Genomic DNA, 19,305 nt, shown 5'->3' with positions numbered 1-19,305 from the left:
GGACTGGTCGCGGTTCGACCCCGTTTTTCTCTAGCTCATGGTGATGCGGTAGCCGTTGTGCTTGCGGATGTTTAGCACGCGGTTGTCGTCGAATATCAGGTACTGACCCTTGATTCCGGCGAGGCAACCCTCGATCTCCGCCTGCTTGTCAAAGCCAACACTCTTTACTTTCTCCGGGTACCGATCAACCGGATAGTCGATGGAGCAGACGGTGTCATCCGTATCGACAAATCGCCGCAGGTCGGCGTCGAGCGTGCCAGTCAACGATGCTTTCGTGGCGGCGAGGTCCGCATTGATCACCTCATTCTTCAACATGCGTTGCCAGTTTGTCCGATCGGTAAGGTGTTCTTTCATGGCGACTTCAACCAGGCCAGCCGTGTAGCGATTTGGCACGCGGGCGAACACGATCGCGTCACTTGCGCCCTGATCGATCCAGCGAGTGGGTATTTGCGAGGCCCGCGTGATGCCCACCTTGACCGCGGAGCTTCTGGCGAGATAGACAATCTGCTCGACCAGGCAATGTTTTTCGGCCCATGCCATGTCTCGCGCCTCGCCTTCGTGTGCCCGGCACAGCTCCGGACGGATGATGCATTCGCTGGCCTCCGGAGAGTTTCGAAAGCACGGGTAGCAGAAACCCTGCCCGAAAGACTTTTTCGTCAGTTGGCCGCAGGCAATGCAGTTGATGGTGCCGTCAAAACTCAAGGTGATCGATTTGCCGATCTTCGCGTTCATATCGATCGACTTACCATCCAACTCCAGCGTGTATTGCGCGCCACCCTCAAGTCGGGTCCGCATTTTTCGCAGGTTGCCGGAAACCTGTGCTTCGGAATTCATAGAGATGGCCTGCATGTTCATGGGTTGGATCAGGCGTGATTGTAATGCATTGTAGCGAGCTGCCGCAGCCACAAGAATATGGAGTCGATCCGGGTCAATAGTCGTGCGGGATAATTCGCGCGTTGGTGGTTCAAACGGCTCTCTCTTTCGGTTTTCACCCACACCTCAACGCCGAACCCGGCATCATACGGTTCGCGGCACGCTCCCTTGGTCGATAAGAACCGAAGCTTGCACAAAGCGCAGTGGCTCATTAACGTAGTCCGTATTGCCGTGAACTCAATCGTAGTCACGAGGAGCAGCACGTCCATGCCAATCCGCTACGCCAATTTTCTATGCACTATCTCGCTGGGGCTTTGCCTGGTCTTGGCTGCCGGTCGCGCTTTGGCCGCTGAAACGGACCCTGACGGGCGCCGTTACGTAGAATCCGCGACTCCCCTTGTCGACGTTGAACTGGCGCTCGATCGAGCAAAAGAACGTGATCGACCATTGCTGGTCGTCGCGGGTGCCAACTGGTGTCACGATTCGCGCGCACTCGCCTCCCGTCTGGGTCAGTCGCCGTTGGCAGACCTTGTTCAGGAAAATTACGAGCTGGTATTCGTGAGCGTCGGCTTCTACGAGCAGGGCAGGGATGTCATGCAGCGATTTGGTGTCCCGCACTACTACGCAACGCCAACAGTACTCATTATTGATCCCTCGAGCGGGCAGGTAATCAATGAAGCGGATCGGCACCAGTGGGGTAATGCTTACAACATTGGTATGTCGGCGTCCGTCGATTACTTCCAAAAATGGTCAAACGAAGATCGGCCTGCCGAACCTGTCGTGGAGTCCGCCGAGCTTCGCCGATTGGATCAGGAAATCGACGCATTCGAGCGGCAATTGGCGGACCGCGTGGTGGCCGGCTACGCCGTCGTTGGCCCTTTACTTGCAGCGACCGAGGCCGGTAACCGACCTGAGAAATTCAGCGCCAGCTGGGACGAGCTAAGCAAGTTTCGAAACGCTATTCCGACTGCGGTTCAAGAGCTAAGAACTGAGGCGCGCCGGCGTGTGGCTGCGGGCGAAGATAACGTTCAACTCGTATTCCCCCGTTTCGCGCCGCTGTCATGGGAAGGGTAGACGACGGACCTGTTTAATCGACTCGCAGCTTGTATGTGGGTATAGCACCGCGCCGGTGCAGAACAAACCGGTCCGACTCTATCTATTCTTGCTGATGTGCTCTGCCTATACCGGAGATCCAGTGCAACAACGCTGACAAGGCTTTGTTCATTGCGGGAGCGTGGGTCGGCATAAAGCTTGCGTCTAATGTTTGTGCTTTGCTTTTAAATCCGCTGGCCGTTAGTGCAGCGCCGCCATCAAAATCCACCAAAGCAAAACGCAAAATCAGGGCATCATCCGGCAGCCCGAAATCGCTGCCGGGCAAACTGGCGACGCCGGTGTCCTGCAGAATCCGGTTCGCCAACATTTTTCCGTCTGCTATTCCTTGCTTTTTCAGCTCAATCCGAAAGTTGGAGAAGTCGGGCATGAGGTAAAACCCTCCTTCCGCTGGCGAACATTGGATTCCAACATCCCGTAACGCGTTTTCAAATGCACTCAATATGAACTGCATAACGCGTCGTGAGTGATGCAGGTAATCATCCAGCTCAGCATTACCGGCAAATGCCGTTACGGCAGCATATTGCACCGGCGCACTTACGGCACTGTAGGTTTCACTGGCGATTGTTGCCATGGCGTTGCGCAATGTCGCCAATTCATCGGAAAACGCGAACGCGCCCAGTCGCCAGCCACCCGCGCCACACCATTTGCTCAAGCCCGTGCTGAGAATGGTTCCTTCCGGGTAATGCCGGACAAGGGAACCAGGGTTGTCGCCAAAAGATAGTTCCCAGTAAATTTCATCGGCGATCACGAGCAACTCATGTTTCCCCGCGACAACGGCAATTTCGGCCAACCATTCATCGGAGTAAGACGTACCTGTCGGATTATTCGGGTAATTCAGTATCAATAATCGGGGGTGTCTGCCATTGCGTTCACAATAGTCATCAAGTATTTCGGGCTGCAAGCGCCAGCCGTCGTCCAAACTCGTCGGTAGCCAGGTAACCTCAAGGCCGAGCAGCTCGGCCTGCGGCGCATAGGACACCCAGCTGGGCGCAGGCAAAAGCAACTCGCCGCTAAATGCCATCTGCAGAATAAAGAGCAATTCTTTTGAGCCTGGGCCAATCAGTACGTTGTCGGCTTTGAAGGAAGTTCCACGTCCGCGATTAAGGTGGCCTGCGACAGCGGTCCGCAATGCCGGTAAGCCCGAGACCGGCAAATAGTCTTTTTCACTGGCGTGCGACCGGAGGGTATTGACTACCGATTCCGGCACAGGAAAAGGCGACTGTCCCAAGCCAAGCCGATAAATTTCCTTGCCTTCGCGCAGCATCTGCAGGCTTTTCTCGTTGATGGCGAGTGTCGCTGAAGGCTTCAGTCCGGAAATATTTATATTCAGGTTTTTAAGCATGATCGTCGCCAAAGACTGAAAAAGGGGTCTAACCGATTTACTCGATACTACGTTTGATTCTGGGTAGGGCACGAAAAGCAGCACGGCCGATTGTTCCATGCTTATGTTTCAATTGCCAAGCATGTGAATGTGGCACATTCCCATTGCGACCAGAGTCGTTGCTCGTGTGATGCGGGCAATGTGACGGACAGTACGTATACCATCGAAACGGCCTCTACCGTTGAACAGGCACACTGTGTTAGCGACGTTACAGGCAAGCCTGCAAGTATAAGCCCAGCTGTCGGCGACGACTATTTCAGGGAGCAGAAAATACCGGTTTGGCCGCTTTTGCTATCGCCGCAGTCGCTCCTTAGCTCACCGCTTCCAGGCCCAAGCCATGCGGAACGGGCTGGCCAAGCCGGTCAACCGCTACAAAGACGAGCTTCTTGATATCGATAAGTACCTTCTTGCTATCTTTATTGCGAACCTGGCAGGTGATCGTTATGGAGGTCTTTCCAAACTTTTTCACACTCAGGCCGAATTCAACGATGTCATCCTGAACGGCGGCGGAAACGAAATTCACTTCGGAAAAGTGTCGCGTAACGAGGTGTGGTGTTCGCAGTTGGCATTTCGCGAATATGTACGCTTCTTCATCCACCCAACTCAACAATGTTCCGCCGAACAATCGATTGACGCTGTTTAGGTGTTCGGGCCGCACCATACGACGTCCGTAAAACTTTATTCGGTCCTGCATCTTGATTGTCCTATCGGAAAAGCCAGTTCGGATCATCCCAACAATTATGGCAAAGAAGGGAGCGGCACAATGCCGCTCCCTATAGCGCTACCTACTCTGCCGTTGCTCCTGGAGCCGGCTTCCGGGGGGGTTGGAACCCGAAGTCCAGAGGCGCAGTCATTTCGGATCTTTCGAAAGCACCGAGACGCGCTTACGAATAAGGTTGCAACCATCATGCCAATTCCGCGATATCGTCGCAGGTGGCGAAAATGCTCGCTTCTGCAATTGAGAGCGACCCCTTTCACAGGGGTTAACGAACCAACGTGATGCATTGAATGATGTCTGGTGCATCGCCACGGTGCATGTCCTCACCACTGCCTTATTATTGATCGGCCGCCATTCGCTCGAATACCAAATCACGAACACGCGATCCAGCAACCAGCAAGGCGGTTACATGGCCGTTGTCATCGCGCCGGAATCGCACTTCGGGAAACCAGTTTTGGTCCCCTTCAAACAGATCTTCGGCGACCGGTGTGAGCACGGCCGGTGCGTTGCGCCAGTGTTCGGCGATCAACTGGCCGTCCCTTACGAAAACCCGGTAGGTGGAATCCAGCTCCGCGCTACGGTAGCTGCCGTTGAATGCCGTGAGCTCAGCTTCCGACAGGATCGGATGAATTTTCTCAGGTTCGGCTTCTTGTTCGGGCGGCGGCGGGCCCATCAGATTGCCGAGAAAGACTTCTGATACCTTCCGTACACGGCGGGCGGGATCACAATCAGCGAAGTTGCAGAACACTGCAATTGAAATACCGTGGTCCGGAAAGCGCAGATAGTTGGTTCGAAAACCTGCCCAGGAACCGCCGTGACCGTGAGTAACCAAGTCCCGGTATTCGCCGACCGCGAGGCCGTTGGCGTAGGCTATGGTCTCGCCGTTGGTCAAGACACCCTGTTCGGTCATGCGCTCGACGATCGCCTGTCCGCCAAGCTGAGCGCTCTCAAAATTCTTCATCCAGAGGCCGAAGTCGTCGATCGTTGTGTGCAGGGAGCTCGATGCCAATGCCGTCAACTGGTTCACAGCACGCTGATACTGTCCACTGGGCGCGCCGGACTCCACTGGCTGGTAAGACTCAGCGCGGTTCGCAATGACTTCATTGGAGTTGTCGGAAAAGTGCGTACTGGTCATTCCGAGTGGTTTGAAAATTCTTTCGTTGGTAAATTCACGAAACGTCATGCCTGACGTTCGTTCGATGATCAGAGAGAGCAAGTTGTAGCCAGTATTTGAATAGGCGTATTCCGAGCCGGGCGGGAAATTAATCGCTTCCTGCTGAAACAGCATGCGCAGAATTTTCTCGTAGGAGATGACATCGCCATACTCAACGCCGGCCAACATCATGACGTGCGGCCAGTCGCGGATACCGCTGGTGTGGTGTAACAGGTGGCGAGCAGTGATCGTATAGCCGAAATCCGGGAGTTCGGGCACGTAGTCTCTGACATCCGCGTCGAGATCGAGTGCGCCGTCGGCCTCGAGCAACAAGGCCGCCATGCCGCCAAACTGTTTCGAGATCGATGCAATGTCAAATACGGTGTTGCTGTTGATCGGTATACCGTAGTCGAGGTTGGCAAGGCCGTAATCAGCGCGATGCACGATCTCACCGTCTTTCATTACTATGACGGATGCACCGGGAGCGTCTGCCGCGATATCGGCAAATATGTCGTCGACGCCAGCTGTTGTTGGCCGTTTCGGTGCGGAGGCAGGTTGACTGTCTGAAGCGACCGGAACACTCGTCGCATCTCCAGGTTGACATGCAGTCAGGCCGAACAGAAAGGCTATGGCCAAGAAAGAGATGGGCCGTGCGAATCGCAGCATTGTTTTCTCCCTGTAATTTTTTTTAGCGGGTCCGTGTTTAGTTGGCCAATCATGTTACGACACGCAGTACCGGCTAACGAATTCTTCGCTAACTGGTTGCGGTCGCGTCCATGCAATGGTCACCGATGAAAATCGAGTGCCGGACGATATCGAAATCCTGGCTTAAAAAATCTGCGGAGATGTCGACGGTCCTGTCAGCTCGCGCTTGAGTATAGAGTCGATCTGCAGCTCTGAACGTGGCGTACACGCGAACATGTGCAACTAGACGCGCAACTGGTGTCGGGTCGCATAAAAAGGCAACAGATTGCGAATAAGCGAACAAGGGGTCGAGCCGATTTACTCGGCGCTCAGCTTGATTTCGGCCTTAGCTCGTAGCGGTACACACCAGATTGCGCCACGCCTCTGTCTCGCCCAGCAAGCATGTGCATCCTGAACTGTCTCCAGTGCGTCTGGAGCCGTCGTCTCGTGTGATGCAGGAATTATGACGATTACTACCGTCGACCAGGCTCACTGTGTGAGCACTGTTACAAGCAAGCCGACAAGTGAATGTGCTGCAATCGGCGGCGATTACTGTCATGAGCAGGTGGCACCAATTCTGAGCCGAGCCGTAGAGGCAGGAACGTGCGTCAGGCCAAGGCGAGCGAAACGAAAAATCGGTTCGACCCTTGTTACTCACAGCTACCCGCCGACACATCGGTCGCCAATAGCCGGTATCCGCCAATTCGTCCCGAATCATTATTCACCTCCAGGAAGTAGCGTCCTGACGTTGTGATGTCTATGGCGAGCGTCGCGCTGGCATCCACAGAGGTAACACTATCGACGAAATCGCCCGTTTCCGTGTACAGCGAAACTCTGGGCCTTGTTGCTGCGGTGTAGCCTTGCTCTTCGCCGGCAATTTCGAACGCGTAGGACCGGTCCTCCAGCAGTTCGATGTTGTACCAGTCCAGATCCGCAGTCCGGCTGATCGACTGGTGTACCTCGGCACAAAATCCAATGTAGGCCCACGAGTCTCTGTTGCCGGCCGGGTCGCCAACACTGTTGTGCACGGTGTAGGGCAGAGCATTCGTACTATTGGTGCTGACTGTCAGGTAGTAGTTGCCACTTTGCGCGGTCGTCATGGCCACTCGTTGCACGCCATCCGTCCATACCTCGCCTGTTGCCACGACATTGCCGTTGTCATCAACAATCGCAACCGTCGGATACTCGAACAGCCCGTTCAGTACGTAAGCGCCATCGACGAAGAACGCGCGTTGTTCGCCGCCGAACGCCGATATGAAACGGAACCAATCAACATCACCGGCGCTTTCCAGCACGCCGTGAGAGGGGACCATCGATTCTGCACGTCCAATGGTCGTTGTATCTCCGGCAAGATCATCATCAGGCGCTGTAGCTTGACGCTCCACGAGAGCCAACTGATAGTGGCCACTCTGCTGGGGTTCCGGTGCCGCGGCCGTCAGGAAGTAGTAACCCGACCGCACCAGCGAAAACGACACCCGGTGCGTGTGCTCGCAGCCTGGGTTACAGACCAGATCGTCGTTTTGTCTGGAGGTCCATACCGCATCGCCGCGTACATCGCGAAGACCGATGAACGCATTCTCAATATCGGCGATCGAAGTGGTGATGGAGGCTTCGTAAGGCACGTTTGCCGTCAGGTACACTTTGAACCAGTCACCAGCGTCACGGCCGTTATTGATCTGGCCGTCAACAACCTCACCCACTTCCATGCCCGCAAATGTGCTGGTGTCGCTGGGCACATCGCCGCCTGCCGACTCAATCCGGTAACCGCCAATCTGTCCACCTGACGATTCGATGCCGACCCGCAGCGAATGGTCACCGGTAGCAACATGTTCAAGCGTGGCAACCCCACCTGTCGGCGCGGTGTAGGCCACGATCTGGCCGTCGACCCACAGCTGCACGAGAAAGTCGTCCAGCTGTTCGCCTTTGGCGTCCGGTTCGGGATAGACATTAATGACCGTTGTTTCCGTCGCATAGGCATTCATCGTGAACCAGTCGGAATCGGCGGTGGTCTCGATGCTGCCATGGACAGCCGAGCCGCCAATAGCGATGGAGGCGTCTTGTCGCGTGCTTGTGTTGTCGTCGAGCTCCTCGATCATCAGGTTGTAACCGCAGCCAAAGCTCGGCAGGTTCTCACACAGAACGACGAGCTTGTCGTCGAGCACATAGACTTCGCTCCACAAGTAGAAGTTGTACTCGTCAGTGACTTTCGGCTCGAACACATGTCCCACCAAACGTTCCACTCCGGTTTGATTGGTATGGCATGCCCAGAAATTGCCCCAGACCCAGTCCTCGTAGTAGATGCACAGATCGTCGTACAGCGGGACCGAGTAGGAATCGGTCACGACGGATTGCGGGTACTCCGACCAGATCAACGGCGGAATTACATCGCTCTCGCGGTCCATGGAGTATTCAAAGCTGATCAGGTAGCGCACGCCCGCGCGTAAACGCGCCGACACCCGGTGGCCCTGTTTAGCGCCCTCAATCCGGGTGGGCGAGGGTATACCGTCGACCCGTATGAGCTGGCCGAAATCAGCTTCCTGAATGGTTGTGGTGTGAGTGATCAGGTCGATGCCGCCATAGAGTTCATACTCCACGGCATACGGGCCGTCTGCCGTCATTGCGGCCAACGGCACCGGCGCAGCCGCCGGATCATTCGGCCTGGAAACCTGATCCACCCGCAGTTCCACTTCCGAGCGGGTCTGTTCGCTGTTTGAATTCTCGGTGATGTAAAAGAAACTGTCTTCGCCCACAAAGTCACTGGGTGATGTGTAGAGGATGGTAGTGCCGTCGATGGCGATCTCGCTGCCGACCCGGCTGCGCGATACAGAGACCAGTTGCTCACCTGTACGGTCGTTGTCGAGCACACTCAATACACTCGGCATCCCGCTGAGCACCCCGACGAACACGTCATCACTTGGCTCAATAACCGGCGGCGGGGGTGGTGGGGGCATCGTGCCACCACCGCTGCTTCCGCCCCCACCGCCGCAGGCCCCCAGCATAAAGAGGGCCAGCCCAAACAGCAGCCGACGGACGTGGGAAGGAGGAGCGGTGTGATCGATGGGTTTCATGACGATCGCCTTGAAAATAGTGGTCCTATCTTCAAAGGCGCAAAAGCGGCGTTGCTGTTCGGAAATGGCTGGCAGCTTTCCACCGCGCTGGGTAGCGCGGAAAACCGCTGGGTTTTGAAAATGTTCTGAGGCGGGTTTGTGGGATGTCGCGCTGGCCCCGGCTTTTATCAGCACAAGGTCAATGCGGACGGGCGAGCGATGACCACCTTGCTGTGCTTCCGGACATTACGCGCCGCTGTTTTGAACCTCTTTGCATCGCGAGCAGCGTGTCCCTGCGTCAATGAGCTGGGATCTTCGCATCCTGCCTTTGGTGGTTGTCAGGCGCGAGACGTTCGAATGGCCGTGCCCAGGCACTCGTGTGTCGCTGCTCTGGCCCCTCGCGTGGCAAGCAGTGTGATCTTTGCCGCCACTGAACTGGGTTTTGCTCAATTTCGCGTTTAGCGGTTGTCCCGCGCGCGATGCGCGGTCAGCCGCGCTTCGGCCTTTTGCGTATAGCTGTTTTTATTTCCCCGTGTGGCGAGCAGCGTGTCGCGTGCGCCAAGCAGGGTGGCTTCGGCGCCGGCACGCCCCAGCGCGCTCTCGCAATTTCCCAGCAGGCTCTGCGCGACAGCAATTTCCCAGTGTCCGGCCGGCAGTATCGCCTCCCGAATGGATACAGCTTCCTGCAGCAACGGCAATGCCGCGCGCACTTCGCTATTGCGGGTCAGCAGGTCGCCGTAAGCCATGAGGATTCTGGCCAGCCGCGGATCATTAGGCAGCAGAATTTCGCGGTAACGATAGAGGACACCCTGATACAGCGATCGCGCAGCCTCGGTGTCGCCGGCATCATCGCGCAGCAGGGCATCGACGTAGTCTGTTCGTATGCGGACGGGGTGTTGCTCGTCCACGCTGGCGTCGACTGTTTCACGTGCTTGCGATAGGCGTGCGGCTGCTTCATCAGGCAAGCCCATGTCGCGCAACAACTCGGTGAGATCCAGCAACGTCGTCATGCGTGCGGTATGGTGCTCGCCCAGCACGCGCGTGCGATCCGCGAGGGACTTCTCGAACGCCGACCGCGCCGCCGGGTAGTCCTCGGCAATATGCAGGTAGATTGCGAAGATATTTCGGCTCGAGAGCGTCGCCGGGTGGTCGGCGCCCAACACTACCGTGCGAATCTGCGTGGCTTCGGCCAGCAGCTCGCGGGCCCCCTCAAAATCCCCCAGCTGCAACAACGCCAACCCGAGGTTGGACAGGTTCGTTGCCGTCTCTGGATGTTCTGTGCCGAAACGTTGCCGGTTCGTTGCCAGCGATTCACGGTACAGCGCGATCGCCTCAGCGTAGTTCCCCTGGGTTTTCAAAACACCGGCAAGGTTGTTCTTGTCCGACGCGACATAGGGATGATCTTCCCCAAGCAGTTTGAGATCGATGGCCAGCCCGCGGCGATACAGTGTTTCAGCCTCGGCGTACGCGCCCTTCTTCTGCAGGATCGTGCCGAGCGTCTGCAGATCGGCGGCAACGCCCGGGTGTTCTTCCCCATAGATGCGAGTGGTCAGCGCCAGCCCCTCCCGCATGTTCTGTTCCGCGGCATCCCACTGGCCGCTGTCCATCAGTGCGAACGTCAGGTGATTCATTGCCGCCGGAACTTCTGGGTGATATGCGCCGGCCGTCTCGCGAAGCATGGCGATGGATGCCCGTAAAACCGACTCGGCCTCGTCAAACTCCGCCATGTTGGTCAACAGCCAGCCGTAGCCGTGCATCGTCGTTGCTTTCTCAAGGCTCGGCTGTGCGGAGAGGCGTTCGTGCATGGCCAGCGCTTCAGCGTAATAGCCGCGTGCTTCCTCCTGGCTGCCCTGTTCGTAAACAGCATTGGCAAGGCCAGTGAGCAGCATCGCGGCATGCAGGCTGTCATTGCCGTGCAGCTTTCGACTGAGTTTCAGCGCCTCACGGTAGAGCGACTCGGCTTTCCGGAAGTCACCTGTCGCTGCATTGAGTTCGGCGATCTTCGTCCCGGTTTGCAGAACCTCGTCGTGCTCTGCACCAAAGAGCGATACGCGCGTGCGTAACGCACTGTCGAGCAGCGCTTGTGACCGGTCGTACAAGCCGAGGCCCATGTAGGCGCCACCCATGACGTCCTGCATAGCCGCGCGAACGACGGACTGATCGGCCAACTCCTGCTCGATGCGCAAGGCGCCCTGATCGAGCAACGCCCGGGCTGTCACTCGTTCGCCCTGAGCCTGATCGGGATCCGGCATGCTGAAAAGGCTCAACAGAAACCCGGAAACCTGCGCCGACTTTTGCGCTTCCAGCTGCGCGAGATTCCGTTGCTCGGTCACTTTGACACTGTAATAAGCCGGCAGTCCGACGATCAGCAGAAGAATCGCTGCGGTGGCCGCAACACCCCAGCGATTACGCCTTATGAACTTGCCCGTTCGATAAGTAACCGATTCCGGCCGCGCGCTAACCGGCTTATCCGACAAATAGTTTTCAATGTCATCCGACAGTGCCCGGGCGGATCGGTAGCGTCGCTCGGGGTCTTTCTGCAACGTCATCATCACGATGTTGTCGAGATCGCCGGAAAGCAGTTTCGTTAAGCGGCTGACTGACGTCCGGCGCGAGGCAACGATATTTGGCACCGTGTTGTCCGGATCGCCTTCCAGCGTGATGACAGTGCTCGGGCGGCTGGGCTCGGTATCGCAAATGGCCCGGGCAATGGCTGCCATGTTGGTCGCCTGCTGCAGGTAGGGTCGTCGCCCGCTCAGCAGTATGTAAAGAAGAATACCCAGTGAATAAATGTCTGTGGCAGTGGTGATCGGCTCGCCCCGAACCTGTTCCGGGCTGGCGTACTCCGGCGTCATCAAAGCGCTGCCTTCAAGGGTTGGGGCGACGGCGAACTTGAGCACGGTGTTGTCGAGAAACTTGGCGATGCCGAAGTCCAGCAATTTCGGTTCGCCTGCTGGATTCACAAGGATGTTCGAAGGCTTAATATCACGGTGCACGATCAGGTTTCGGTGCGCATATTCAACCGCGTCAGCGATCTTGCGGAACAGCCGGAGTCGCTCGGGAACGGACAGCCGGTGCTCATCGCAATAGCGGTCAACAGGAATGCCGTCGACGTACTCCATAACGAGGTAGGGCGTACCGGCGTCGGTCTCGCCGCCATCAAGCAGTCTCGCAATGTTGGGGTGGTTCATGTTCGCGAGAGTCTGGCGTTCCACCTGGAACCGTTGCACCAGCGCCTCGTCACCGAGATTCGCGTGCAACAGCTTGATGGCCACCTGGTGATCGAACCGGTCGTCGTCACGCTCAGCACGGTAGACGTTGCCCATGCCACCGGTACCGATCAGCTCGATCAACTTGTAGTTTCCAACCCGCTGTTCGAGTCTGGCTTTGGCCGTTGCCGCGACGGTGTTTTTCGCCGCATCCTGGACGATGCCGCTGAGATACTCGTCGGCGGTTGCGGACTGCAGCAACCGCGAAACCGCCTTGAGCAAGTCCGCGTCGTGGCCGCATTGCTCGCTGAGGTAGCCGGCCCGCGATTCAGGCGGTAATGCGCGAGCGGCCTTGAACAATGCCTTGACCTTTTGCCAGTGTGATTTGTCGTCGCTGTTCAATGTCGGGTTCTCAGCTATAGCGCTTTACTCAAGCTGCGCCGATTGATCGTAGGCGGCCGTCGATCACTCTTCTTCCATGTCGGCCATGCGGTTCTTCAACCAGGCCTTCGCCAGTTCCATGTCGTCGAACAATGCCGTCTTCGAAACCCCTTGCGTATCCGCGGCCTCCTGGTAGGTCAGACCGCCGAAAAATACCAGCTCTATCGTGGATGCAAGATGTTCATCGACTCCCGCCAGAGCACTCAGAGCGTTGTCGAGGTCGAGGATGTCGGGTGCGTTGGCTGCCACTGCCACATTGTCGTCGAGCGTCAGGTCCGGCATACCGCCGCCGCGTTTCGCGCTTTTCTTCTTGCGTGCGTGGTCAACGAGAACCCTGCGCATGGTCTTCGATGCCATTGCCAGAAAGTGGGAGCGGTCTTTGTATTCAATCTTGATGTCGGCGAGGCGCATGAAGGCTTCATTGACCAATGCCGTGGCCTGCAGCGTATGCGACGGTGCTTCCCCGCGCATTTGCCGTCGGGCCAGGCGCTGAAGTTCGCCGTGCACCAGGGGCATGAGCTGCTGCAAGGCGGCATCGTCACCGGATTGCCACTGATTGATGAGGCCGGTAAGTTCGTTCGGGCGCATGCATGACCTCCGGGCACCGCAGAGCCGGTGAGCTCACCGATCTTGCGGCGATACGGCGGGTGGCCATTCGCGACGTAAACACTCGACCATATTCCCGCAGGAGGCTCATCTTAGCAGGTGACCGGACTCTCTGAGTGATCTGGCAACGTGCTTCGAGATGGCCTTTGCCGTGCTCTTGTCGCCGACAAACAGAGAGCCACTGCCACGGGTACGCACGATTGCCGTCCACGCCAGATCCCTGGTCTCTATGTCGATCAGCCTGACATGAAAGACCGCGCGGTCGGATTTGGCCTGTACGTGCGTCGCCGTCCCCAGGTCGGTATTGAAGAAAATCGTTCCGGGGCTGGCTCGTTCGCTGGCGGATTCCAGCGATATAACGATGGTGGCACTCACACCGCGCTCGGACAGGACCGCCCGCCGTTCTTCGTCAGTCCAGTCCCTGAAGGGAGAAAAAAGGTCCTCTGTTGTGTACATGCACACATTCGACTTGCTGAACTCTTTGGCGAGCCGTTCGGCAACGTACTCGCGAAAGTAGTCATTGGCCGTCGGCAGCTGTACGTAAACGGCGTCGAACGTGTAGTCGACATAGGCCGGGTTGGTTTGGGTGTCAACGTCGGTATGGCGAAACGCCGACAGCAAGAGGACCAGGGAGAGAGCCAAAACTAGTCTTGCGGTCGGTCGAAAGGACTGCAGAGCTATCGTATTCATTGTGCTGGCTCCATCGTGAGTGCGCTGGTTGGCAACGACCGCGAAGATAATCAGTCAGGGAAGCCACTCTCCGCGTTCTCCTGCCTTTGCCTTTTACGGCGCAAGACAGGAGGAATTGTTCGGCGAAATCTGACTGTGCGTGCTGTTACCTGTCCTCACTCTGATCCCGCACCTGAATGACGCCTGTTCCGTTGCCGAGGGATCCCGGTGCTGCTGGTTCTTTAGTCTCGTTACTGGCCGAGAGCATACGGGGGTGGCCGAAACCACTAAAAAAGCAACCAAACCCTTGCTACTCTTACCCGGCGGCCCAATAGTGTTGCCTTATGGAATACAAAGACTATTACAAGGTGATGGGCGTCAAACGCGACGCTACCCAGGACGAGATCAAGCGCGCGTATCGCAAGCTTGCCCGCAAGTATCACCCTGATGTCAGCAAAGAATCGGACGCGGAGCTGCGCTTCAAAGAAGTGGGCGAGGCCTACGCAGTTCTGAAAGATCCCGAGAAGCGAACCGCCTATGATCAACTGGGCGCGAACTGGAAGTCGGGTCAGGATTTCCGGCCGCCACCCAACTGGGATCAGGGTTTCGAGTTCCACGGGGGCAACGCGTCCCAGGGCGGCGCTCAGGACTTCAGTGACTTCTTCGAGACCTTGTTTGGTCGTGGCGATTTCCGTAGTGCTTACACCCGGGCGGATCACCGGCCGTTCGCCAGCCGCGGCGAGGACACGTTCGCCAAAATCGAAATCGATCTGCAGGACTCCTACAGCGGCGCGACGCGCAGCGTGACGCTGAAGCACACGGTGATCGGCGACGACGGTCGTCCGGCCTTGAGCACCCGAACACTGAACGTGAAAATCCCGAAAGGAGTGCGGCCCGGTCAACACATTCGCCTTGCCAAGCAAGGCTCACCGGGTGCGGGTGGAGGAGAAAGCGGCGACTTGTTGCTGGAAATCAGCTTTCGGCCACACCCGAAGTTTTACGTCGAAGACAATGACGTTTACCTCAACTTGCCGGTCACACCGTGGGAGGCAGAGCTTGGCGCCAGCGTCAAAACGCCAACGCCGGCAGGCGACGTGGATCTGACAATTCCGCCGCACTCAAAGGCGGGCCGCAAGCTGCGCCTCAAAGGGCGTGGGCTGCCCGGGAAAGAGCCCGGTGATTTCTACGCGGTTTTGCAAATTGCCCTGCCACGGGCCGAATCGGCTGATCAGAAAAAGGCGTATCGTGAATTCGCGAGCGCTTTCGCCTTCGATCCGCGTAAGGAAAGGGAGGGCTGGAAATGACCAATGACAGTCGGAAAACCGTCCTGCAGAGTGAAATTATCGAAACCCGGGTTGAGATGACCCTCTCGGATTTGTGCAGGGTTTGTACGGTTAGCAGCGAACGCGTCGTGCAACTGGTTGAAGAAGGTTTGGTAGAGCCGGTCGGCAACGAGCCCGCCGAGTGGCGATTCAGCGGCCACAGTGTCCGGCGCGTCGTGGTCGCGGAGCGCCTGTCTCGAGATCTGCGGCTGAACCCGGCTGGCGCCGCCCTGGTGCTGGACTTGCTCGATGAAGTGCAGCAGCTGCGCCAGCGTTTGAGCCGACTTGAGGAAAGCGATTAACTCCGGTCGTCACCAGCGAGTACGTCAGGCATTATCGGATTCGCCCTAGATAGCCACTCGATCTTCAACGCCAGAAGCCAGGCCCGTTCAACGCATCCGCGATTAGTGTCCGCACAAGTTCAGATTTCACGGGAAACCCTCGAAGCGAAACTCGCAGGCTTAGGGTACGTAGCATGCGGCTCGAAACCATCGACGTCCCGATGAATGCAATGACTCCGGAGCAGAAAGAACGGCTGATCGAGAAAGTCACGCAAGTCTCGCCTGAAAGTTTATGCAGAAATGAATATCATGCTGCTTCACTCTAAGCGCGATCAGGCGAATCTGAATAACCGGACTCGAGATGGACATAAAATGGTTGGAGGATATTCTTGTCCTTTACGAAGAAAGGAACTTTTCACGAGCGGCTGAGCGGCGACATATCACGCAACCGGCATTCTCCAGGCGCGTGCAGTTGTTCGAGCAATGGGTCGGGCAAGACATCATCGACCGCACTACCCAGCCCATCAAATTCACTCCGGCAATGGAACGCCTGATACCTGCTGTCAGCAACGCGGTAGTAGATGTTTACAACATAAGGAACTCATTGAGGGCTGAATCAGCGACGAAAAGCGTAACCTTCGCTACACAGCACACACTGGCCACCAGTGTTTTTCCGCAGCTATTATCCATCATCAATGGCCAACTGCAGACAGTGACAGTCCGGCTCAGGTCAGCAAATCTTCCTGAATGCATTACTTGGTTGGAAAATGGCGATGTAGCATTCCTGTTGTGCTACGAATCGTCTGTTCTTACTGCACAGTACGGCGACAATCTCGACAAGCTGAATCTCGGTGACGAGCAACTGATTCCCGTTACCGCTACAGACCCGGAGGGGAGCCGGGTTCATGATCCGGAAACACAAACAACACTGAAGATGCTGAACTATCCCGTCGGCTCATTCTTGCGCAATGTTGTCAATCGAGGGCAGATTGCCGGCGGTTTCCAGGACTACGTCATTGAGAATGTCTGCGACTCTTCGCTGACAATGGCGCTGAAAAAGCTGGTTATGTCCGGTATGGGAATTGCCTGGATTCCCCGTTCGCTAGTCGCCAGCGAACTCGAGAGCGGTTCACTGGCCTCGCTCGACGAGCACTTCGGTGCAATAGACCTTTCTGTCGTGCTTTTGATGAACCCGCGAAGAGCCAGCGAACTTACAAAGCGCGCGTGGGCTCTGATTCAGAACTCGCCGCTGTGCCAAGAGAGCGAGGCTGACTGTGCAAACGAGTTCTGAACATACCAACTGTTTCGACAGAACTTCATTGACGTCGAGCATTGATCGCGACGTCGTCGCGGTTATGCACAAAACTTAGCGTGGTCTGCCGAATTCGAATTAGAGTTGCCCTGTCCATGGTCTCTATAATGATGATCCTACTACCATGGACTGGATATCAAGATGCACTTTGCGAGATTTCCGCGACTCAACTTTGCCCACCTACCGACGCCACTCGAACCTATGCCTACTCTCAGCAAAGTGCTGGGTGGTCCTAATCTTTGGATCAAGCGCGATGATTGCACAGGCCTCGCTGGTGGCGGAAACAAGACCCGAAAACTTGAGTTCTTGTTGGCAGATGCGCTGAATCAGGGGGCTGACTGCATCATTACCCAGGGTGCTACCCAATCTAACCATGTGAGACAAACTGCTGCCATAGCCACAAAACTGAGTTTGCGCTGTTATGCGCTGCTTGAAGACCGAACCGGTAGCAAGGAGCAGGACTACAATTCCAACGGCAATGTGTTGCTTGATCGCATCCTTGGCTGCAGCGTATCGAAAGTACCGGCAGATACCGACATGAATGCGGCTATGGAGGAAATCGCCCAGCAATTACGTGACGATGGCAAGAAGCCCTACATAATTCCGGGCGGCGGCTCCAATCCAATCGGCGCACTTGGCTACGCAAATGCGGCCCTGGAGTTGTTGACCCAGGCCAACAACATGGGACTGAAAATTGATCATCTGGTGCATGCGACCGGAAGCGCGGGTACTCAGGCAGGGTTGATTACCGGTTTGCGTGCAACGAACAGCCACATTCCTCTCCTCGGCATTGGTGTTCGCGCGCCAAAAGATCTGCAGGAAGCAAACGTATTCAAGCTGGCCGAACGCACTGCAGATCTGTTATCAGTTCCCGGTGTGGTTCGAAGAGAAGATGTGGTGGCAAATTGTGAATATGTAGGTGGTGGATACGGTGTGCCAACCGACAGCATGCTGGAAGCGGTAAATCTGTTAGCTCAGACGGAAGCAATTCTGCTGGACCCCGTCTATTCAGGGAAGGGCATGGCCGGATTTATCGACTTGATTCGACAAGGTCACTTCAGCGGACAAGAAAATCTGGTCTTCCTGCACACAGGTGGTGCACAGGCTTTGTCAGGATACAGGGCAATATTTGAGGCCGATTGATCATTCCAGCGATTCTCCGAGAGTGCTGAACTGGCGCAAATTACGCGGAATGCAGTATCAATAGACGCCAAGTTTCTCGATCTTCTGCGCACCTCCACAAATTCGTGCACAGGGTAATAACTGCGTAGTCAACAAAGCCTGCAGGATCATGGGCCTTCTGACTGGAGCTTTGTTGCGCTCTCCAGGCTGCGAGGCATCGACAGGAAATCGACATCGTCGAGAAAATACAGCGGAATCCGCAGCGCATGAAAATCGTTGTTGTCATGCCATGTCCGCCGACTATCAATTAATGCTGGAAAAGCATTAGTTCGACACCACTCCGATAACTACACTCAATTGTGTCAGACGTATTGCTTGGTCACCGGTGTGGCCAACAGCCAGATAATGGGGGGGATGTGAGAAACCAGTTGCATGGCACGGTGATTTTCGTCTGTGCCAAGAATGAATCTGAAGTGGCCGAGCGAGTCTCGGGTCAACGTGAGTAGTACTGCGCAGGTCTTGGTGCCCGGAGTCCTTGGCGGAATGGGTCCGAAGACTACGATAGATTTCCTTGCCAAGGTGATACGCGAAACTGATGCTGCCACGGATCAGGAACACCTTCATTTGCTCATTGATCACAACCCGGTCGTTCCTGACCGGACCGATGCGATCAGTGGCAAAGGAGAGAGCGCAGGACCTCATCTGGCCCGAATGGCTCAGAATCTCGAATCAGGCGGTGCGGATTTTCTGGTCTTGACCTGTAACAGTGCCCACGCATACCAAAGCGATATTGAACACGCGACGAGTATTCCGTTCATCAGCATGGTCGGCGAGGTGATGGGCGTCCTGGCAGATCGCTTTTCCAGTCGACGCCGAGTCGGCGTGATGGCAGCGCGAGGTTGTCTGGATGCGGGTCTGTATCAGACAGCACTTGAAGCCGTCGGTTTTGAAGCCGTCGTTTGGCGCGAACCAGAATTAGAACTGTTCACACTGCTGCTCGAACAGATCAAAGCCGATGATGTCTCGCAATCTGTGGTTGAACAGGTTAAATCGCTGGCTCAGTCGCTTATCGACGATGGAGCGCAAGTCGTCATCGCAGGTTGCGCTGAAATACCGCGCGTTCTCGAAGACGAGATGTTGCGCGTACCGCTACTCAACCCCTGCGACATCCTCGTTGATGGTGTCATCGACTATTCACTTGGCGTTCGCAGCCCATCGTTTCGATAGTGGAGCGGCGGTGCCACGTACGAGCAACGCTACCGGGCGTCATTCAAGACGAACAACAGTCAAGCTGGAGGCACTTGACGATCGATAGCCACAGTTCCAACAGTTCTTGATAGTCCTGACATCACAGGCGATACATTCATTGACAGG

At 56.3% G+C, this 19,305-nt stretch carries 15 protein-coding genes; 7 read left to right on the top strand and 8 right to left on the bottom strand.

What is annotated here, in order from left to right; genetic code table 11:
• Positions 1 to 30: 30 nt before the first annotated feature.
• On the bottom strand, positions 31 to 834 hold the full coding sequence (locus BA177_RS17645) for a DUF2797 domain-containing protein (protein WP_068619626.1): 804 nt from the start codon (positions 832 to 834) through the stop codon (positions 31 to 33).
• 306 nt (positions 835 to 1,140) lie between these two features.
• On the opposite strand from BA177_RS17645, the gene BA177_RS17635 reads away from it, so the two are divergent.
• Complete coding sequence (locus BA177_RS17635) at positions 1,141 to 1,947, top strand: thioredoxin family protein (protein WP_082990237.1); 807 nt, start codon at positions 1,141 to 1,143, stop codon at positions 1,945 to 1,947.
• Positions 1,948 to 2,029: 82 nt separating this feature from the next.
• On the opposite strand, the gene BA177_RS17630 is transcribed toward BA177_RS17635, so the two are convergent.
• The 4 genes from BA177_RS17630 to BA177_RS17615 form a co-directional block, all read right to left on the bottom strand.
• Positions 2,030 to 3,328, bottom strand: coding sequence for a pyridoxal phosphate-dependent aminotransferase (locus BA177_RS17630; protein ID WP_068618412.1), 1,299 nt, complete (start codon positions 3,326 to 3,328; stop codon positions 2,030 to 2,032).
• 349 nt (positions 3,329 to 3,677) lie between these two features.
• On the bottom strand, positions 3,678 to 4,049 hold the full coding sequence (locus tag BA177_RS17625) for an acyl-CoA thioesterase (RefSeq protein WP_068619623.1): 372 nt from the start codon (positions 4,047 to 4,049) through the stop codon (positions 3,678 to 3,680).
• Between the two features lie 373 nt (positions 4,050 to 4,422).
• Positions 4,423 to 5,904 carry a serine hydrolase domain-containing protein gene (locus tag BA177_RS17620; RefSeq protein WP_068618410.1) on the bottom strand — a complete coding sequence of 494 codons (1,482 nt, stop codon included), beginning with the start codon at positions 5,902 to 5,904 and terminating at the stop codon, positions 4,423 to 4,425.
• A 668-nt stretch (positions 5,905 to 6,572) separates the two neighbouring features.
• Positions 6,573 to 8,873 (bottom strand): hypothetical protein, encoded by a 2,301-nt coding sequence (locus BA177_RS17615; RefSeq protein ID WP_156762903.1) that lies wholly within the window; start codon positions 8,871 to 8,873, stop codon positions 6,573 to 6,575.
• A 99-nt stretch (positions 8,874 to 8,972) separates the two neighbouring features.
• Here BA177_RS17615 and BA177_RS18705 point away from each other — a divergent pair, with 99 nt between their 5' ends.
• Positions 8,973 to 9,119: a hypothetical protein gene (locus BA177_RS18705; RefSeq protein ID WP_156762902.1), complete on the top strand. Its 147-nt coding sequence runs from the start codon at positions 8,973 to 8,975 to the stop codon at positions 9,117 to 9,119.
• A 308-nt stretch (positions 9,120 to 9,427) separates the two neighbouring features.
• Here BA177_RS18705 and BA177_RS17610 read toward each other — a convergent pair whose 3' ends face one another.
• The 3 genes from BA177_RS17610 to BA177_RS17600 all read right to left on the bottom strand — a co-directional run bounded on the left by BA177_RS17610 (position 9,428) and on the right by BA177_RS17600 (position 13,915).
• Positions 9,428 to 12,580, bottom strand: a complete 3,153-nt coding sequence (locus tag BA177_RS17610) for a serine/threonine-protein kinase (protein WP_068618406.1) — start codon at positions 12,578 to 12,580, stop codon at positions 9,428 to 9,430.
• Positions 12,581 to 12,643: 63 nt separating this feature from the next.
• Positions 12,644 to 13,207 carry an ECF-type sigma factor gene (locus BA177_RS17605; protein WP_068618404.1) on the bottom strand — a complete coding sequence of 188 codons (564 nt, stop codon included), beginning with the start codon at positions 13,205 to 13,207 and terminating at the stop codon, positions 12,644 to 12,646.
• A gap of 105 nt (positions 13,208 to 13,312) precedes the next feature.
• Complete coding sequence (locus tag BA177_RS17600) at positions 13,313 to 13,915, bottom strand: hypothetical protein (RefSeq protein ID WP_068618401.1); 603 nt, start codon at positions 13,913 to 13,915, stop codon at positions 13,313 to 13,315.
• 323 nt (positions 13,916 to 14,238) lie between these two features.
• On the opposite strand from BA177_RS17600, the gene BA177_RS17595 reads away from it, so the two are divergent.
• From BA177_RS17595 to cuyB, 5 genes are all read left to right on the top strand, one after another.
• Entirely contained in the window at positions 14,239 to 15,198 is a 960-nt protein-coding gene (locus tag BA177_RS17595; RefSeq protein ID WP_068618399.1) for a DnaJ C-terminal domain-containing protein, read from the top strand.
• On the top strand, positions 15,195 to 15,518 hold the full coding sequence (locus BA177_RS17590; RefSeq protein WP_068618397.1) for a chaperone modulator CbpM: 324 nt from the start codon (positions 15,195 to 15,197) through the stop codon (positions 15,516 to 15,518). The genes BA177_RS17595 and BA177_RS17590 overlap by 4 nt, the downstream gene beginning before the upstream one ends.
• A 340-nt stretch (positions 15,519 to 15,858) precedes the next feature.
• Positions 15,859 to 16,788 (top strand): LysR family transcriptional regulator, encoded by a 930-nt coding sequence (locus tag BA177_RS17585; RefSeq protein ID WP_068618396.1) that lies wholly within the window; start codon positions 15,859 to 15,861, stop codon positions 16,786 to 16,788.
• Between the two features lie 162 nt (positions 16,789 to 16,950).
• Complete coding sequence (gene cuyA / locus BA177_RS17580; protein ID WP_068618394.1) at positions 16,951 to 17,952, top strand: D-cysteate sulfo-lyase; 1,002 nt, start codon at positions 16,951 to 16,953, stop codon at positions 17,950 to 17,952.
• Positions 17,953 to 18,393: 441 nt separating this feature from the next.
• Positions 18,394 to 19,158 carry a cysteate racemase gene (gene cuyB / locus BA177_RS17575; RefSeq protein ID WP_082990236.1) on the top strand — a complete coding sequence of 255 codons (765 nt, stop codon included), beginning with the start codon at positions 18,394 to 18,396 and terminating at the stop codon, positions 19,156 to 19,158.
• The last annotated feature ends 147 nt before the right edge of the window (positions 19,159 to 19,305 follow it).

The sequence above is a fragment of the Woeseia oceani genome (genome assembly GCF_001677435.1).
Lineage (GTDB): Bacteria > Pseudomonadota > Gammaproteobacteria > Steroidobacterales > Woeseiaceae > Woeseia > Woeseia oceani.
Note: the sequence above shows the minus strand (reverse complement) of the source record. Positions and strands in the feature narration are given on the sequence as shown.

Coding starts and splice junctions, on each gene's coding strand:
- BA177_RS17645 (WP_068619626.1), bottom strand. CDS start 834: ATGAATTCCGAAGCACAGGTTTCCGGCAACCTGCGAAAAATGCGGACC.
- BA177_RS17635 (WP_082990237.1), top strand. CDS start 1,141: ATGCCAATCCGCTACGCCAATTTTCTATGCACTATCTCGCTGGGGCTT.
- BA177_RS17630 (WP_068618412.1), bottom strand. CDS start 3,328: ATGCTTAAAAACCTGAATATAAATATTTCCGGACTGAAGCCTTCAGCG.
- BA177_RS17620 (WP_068618410.1), bottom strand. CDS start 5,904: ATGCTGCGATTCGCACGGCCCATCTCTTTCTTGGCCATAGCCTTTCTG.
- BA177_RS17615 (WP_156762903.1), bottom strand. CDS start 8,873: ATGCCCCCACCACCCCCGCCGCCGGTTATTGAGCCAAGTGATGACGTG.
- BA177_RS17605 (WP_068618404.1), bottom strand. CDS start 13,207: ATGCGCCCGAACGAACTTACCGGCCTCATCAATCAGTGGCAATCCGGT.
- BA177_RS17600 (WP_068618401.1), bottom strand. CDS start 13,915: ATGAATACGATAGCTCTGCAGTCCTTTCGACCGACCGCAAGACTAGTT.
- BA177_RS17595 (WP_068618399.1), top strand. CDS start 14,239: ATGGAATACAAAGACTATTACAAGGTGATGGGCGTCAAACGCGACGCT.
- BA177_RS17590 (WP_068618397.1), top strand. CDS start 15,195: ATGACCAATGACAGTCGGAAAACCGTCCTGCAGAGTGAAATTATCGAA.
- BA177_RS17585 (WP_068618396.1), top strand. CDS start 15,859: ATGGACATAAAATGGTTGGAGGATATTCTTGTCCTTTACGAAGAAAGG.
- cuyA (WP_068618394.1), top strand. CDS start 16,951: ATGCACTTTGCGAGATTTCCGCGACTCAACTTTGCCCACCTACCGACG.
- cuyB (WP_082990236.1), top strand. CDS start 18,394: ATGAATCTGAAGTGGCCGAGCGAGTCTCGGGTCAACGTGAGTAGTACT.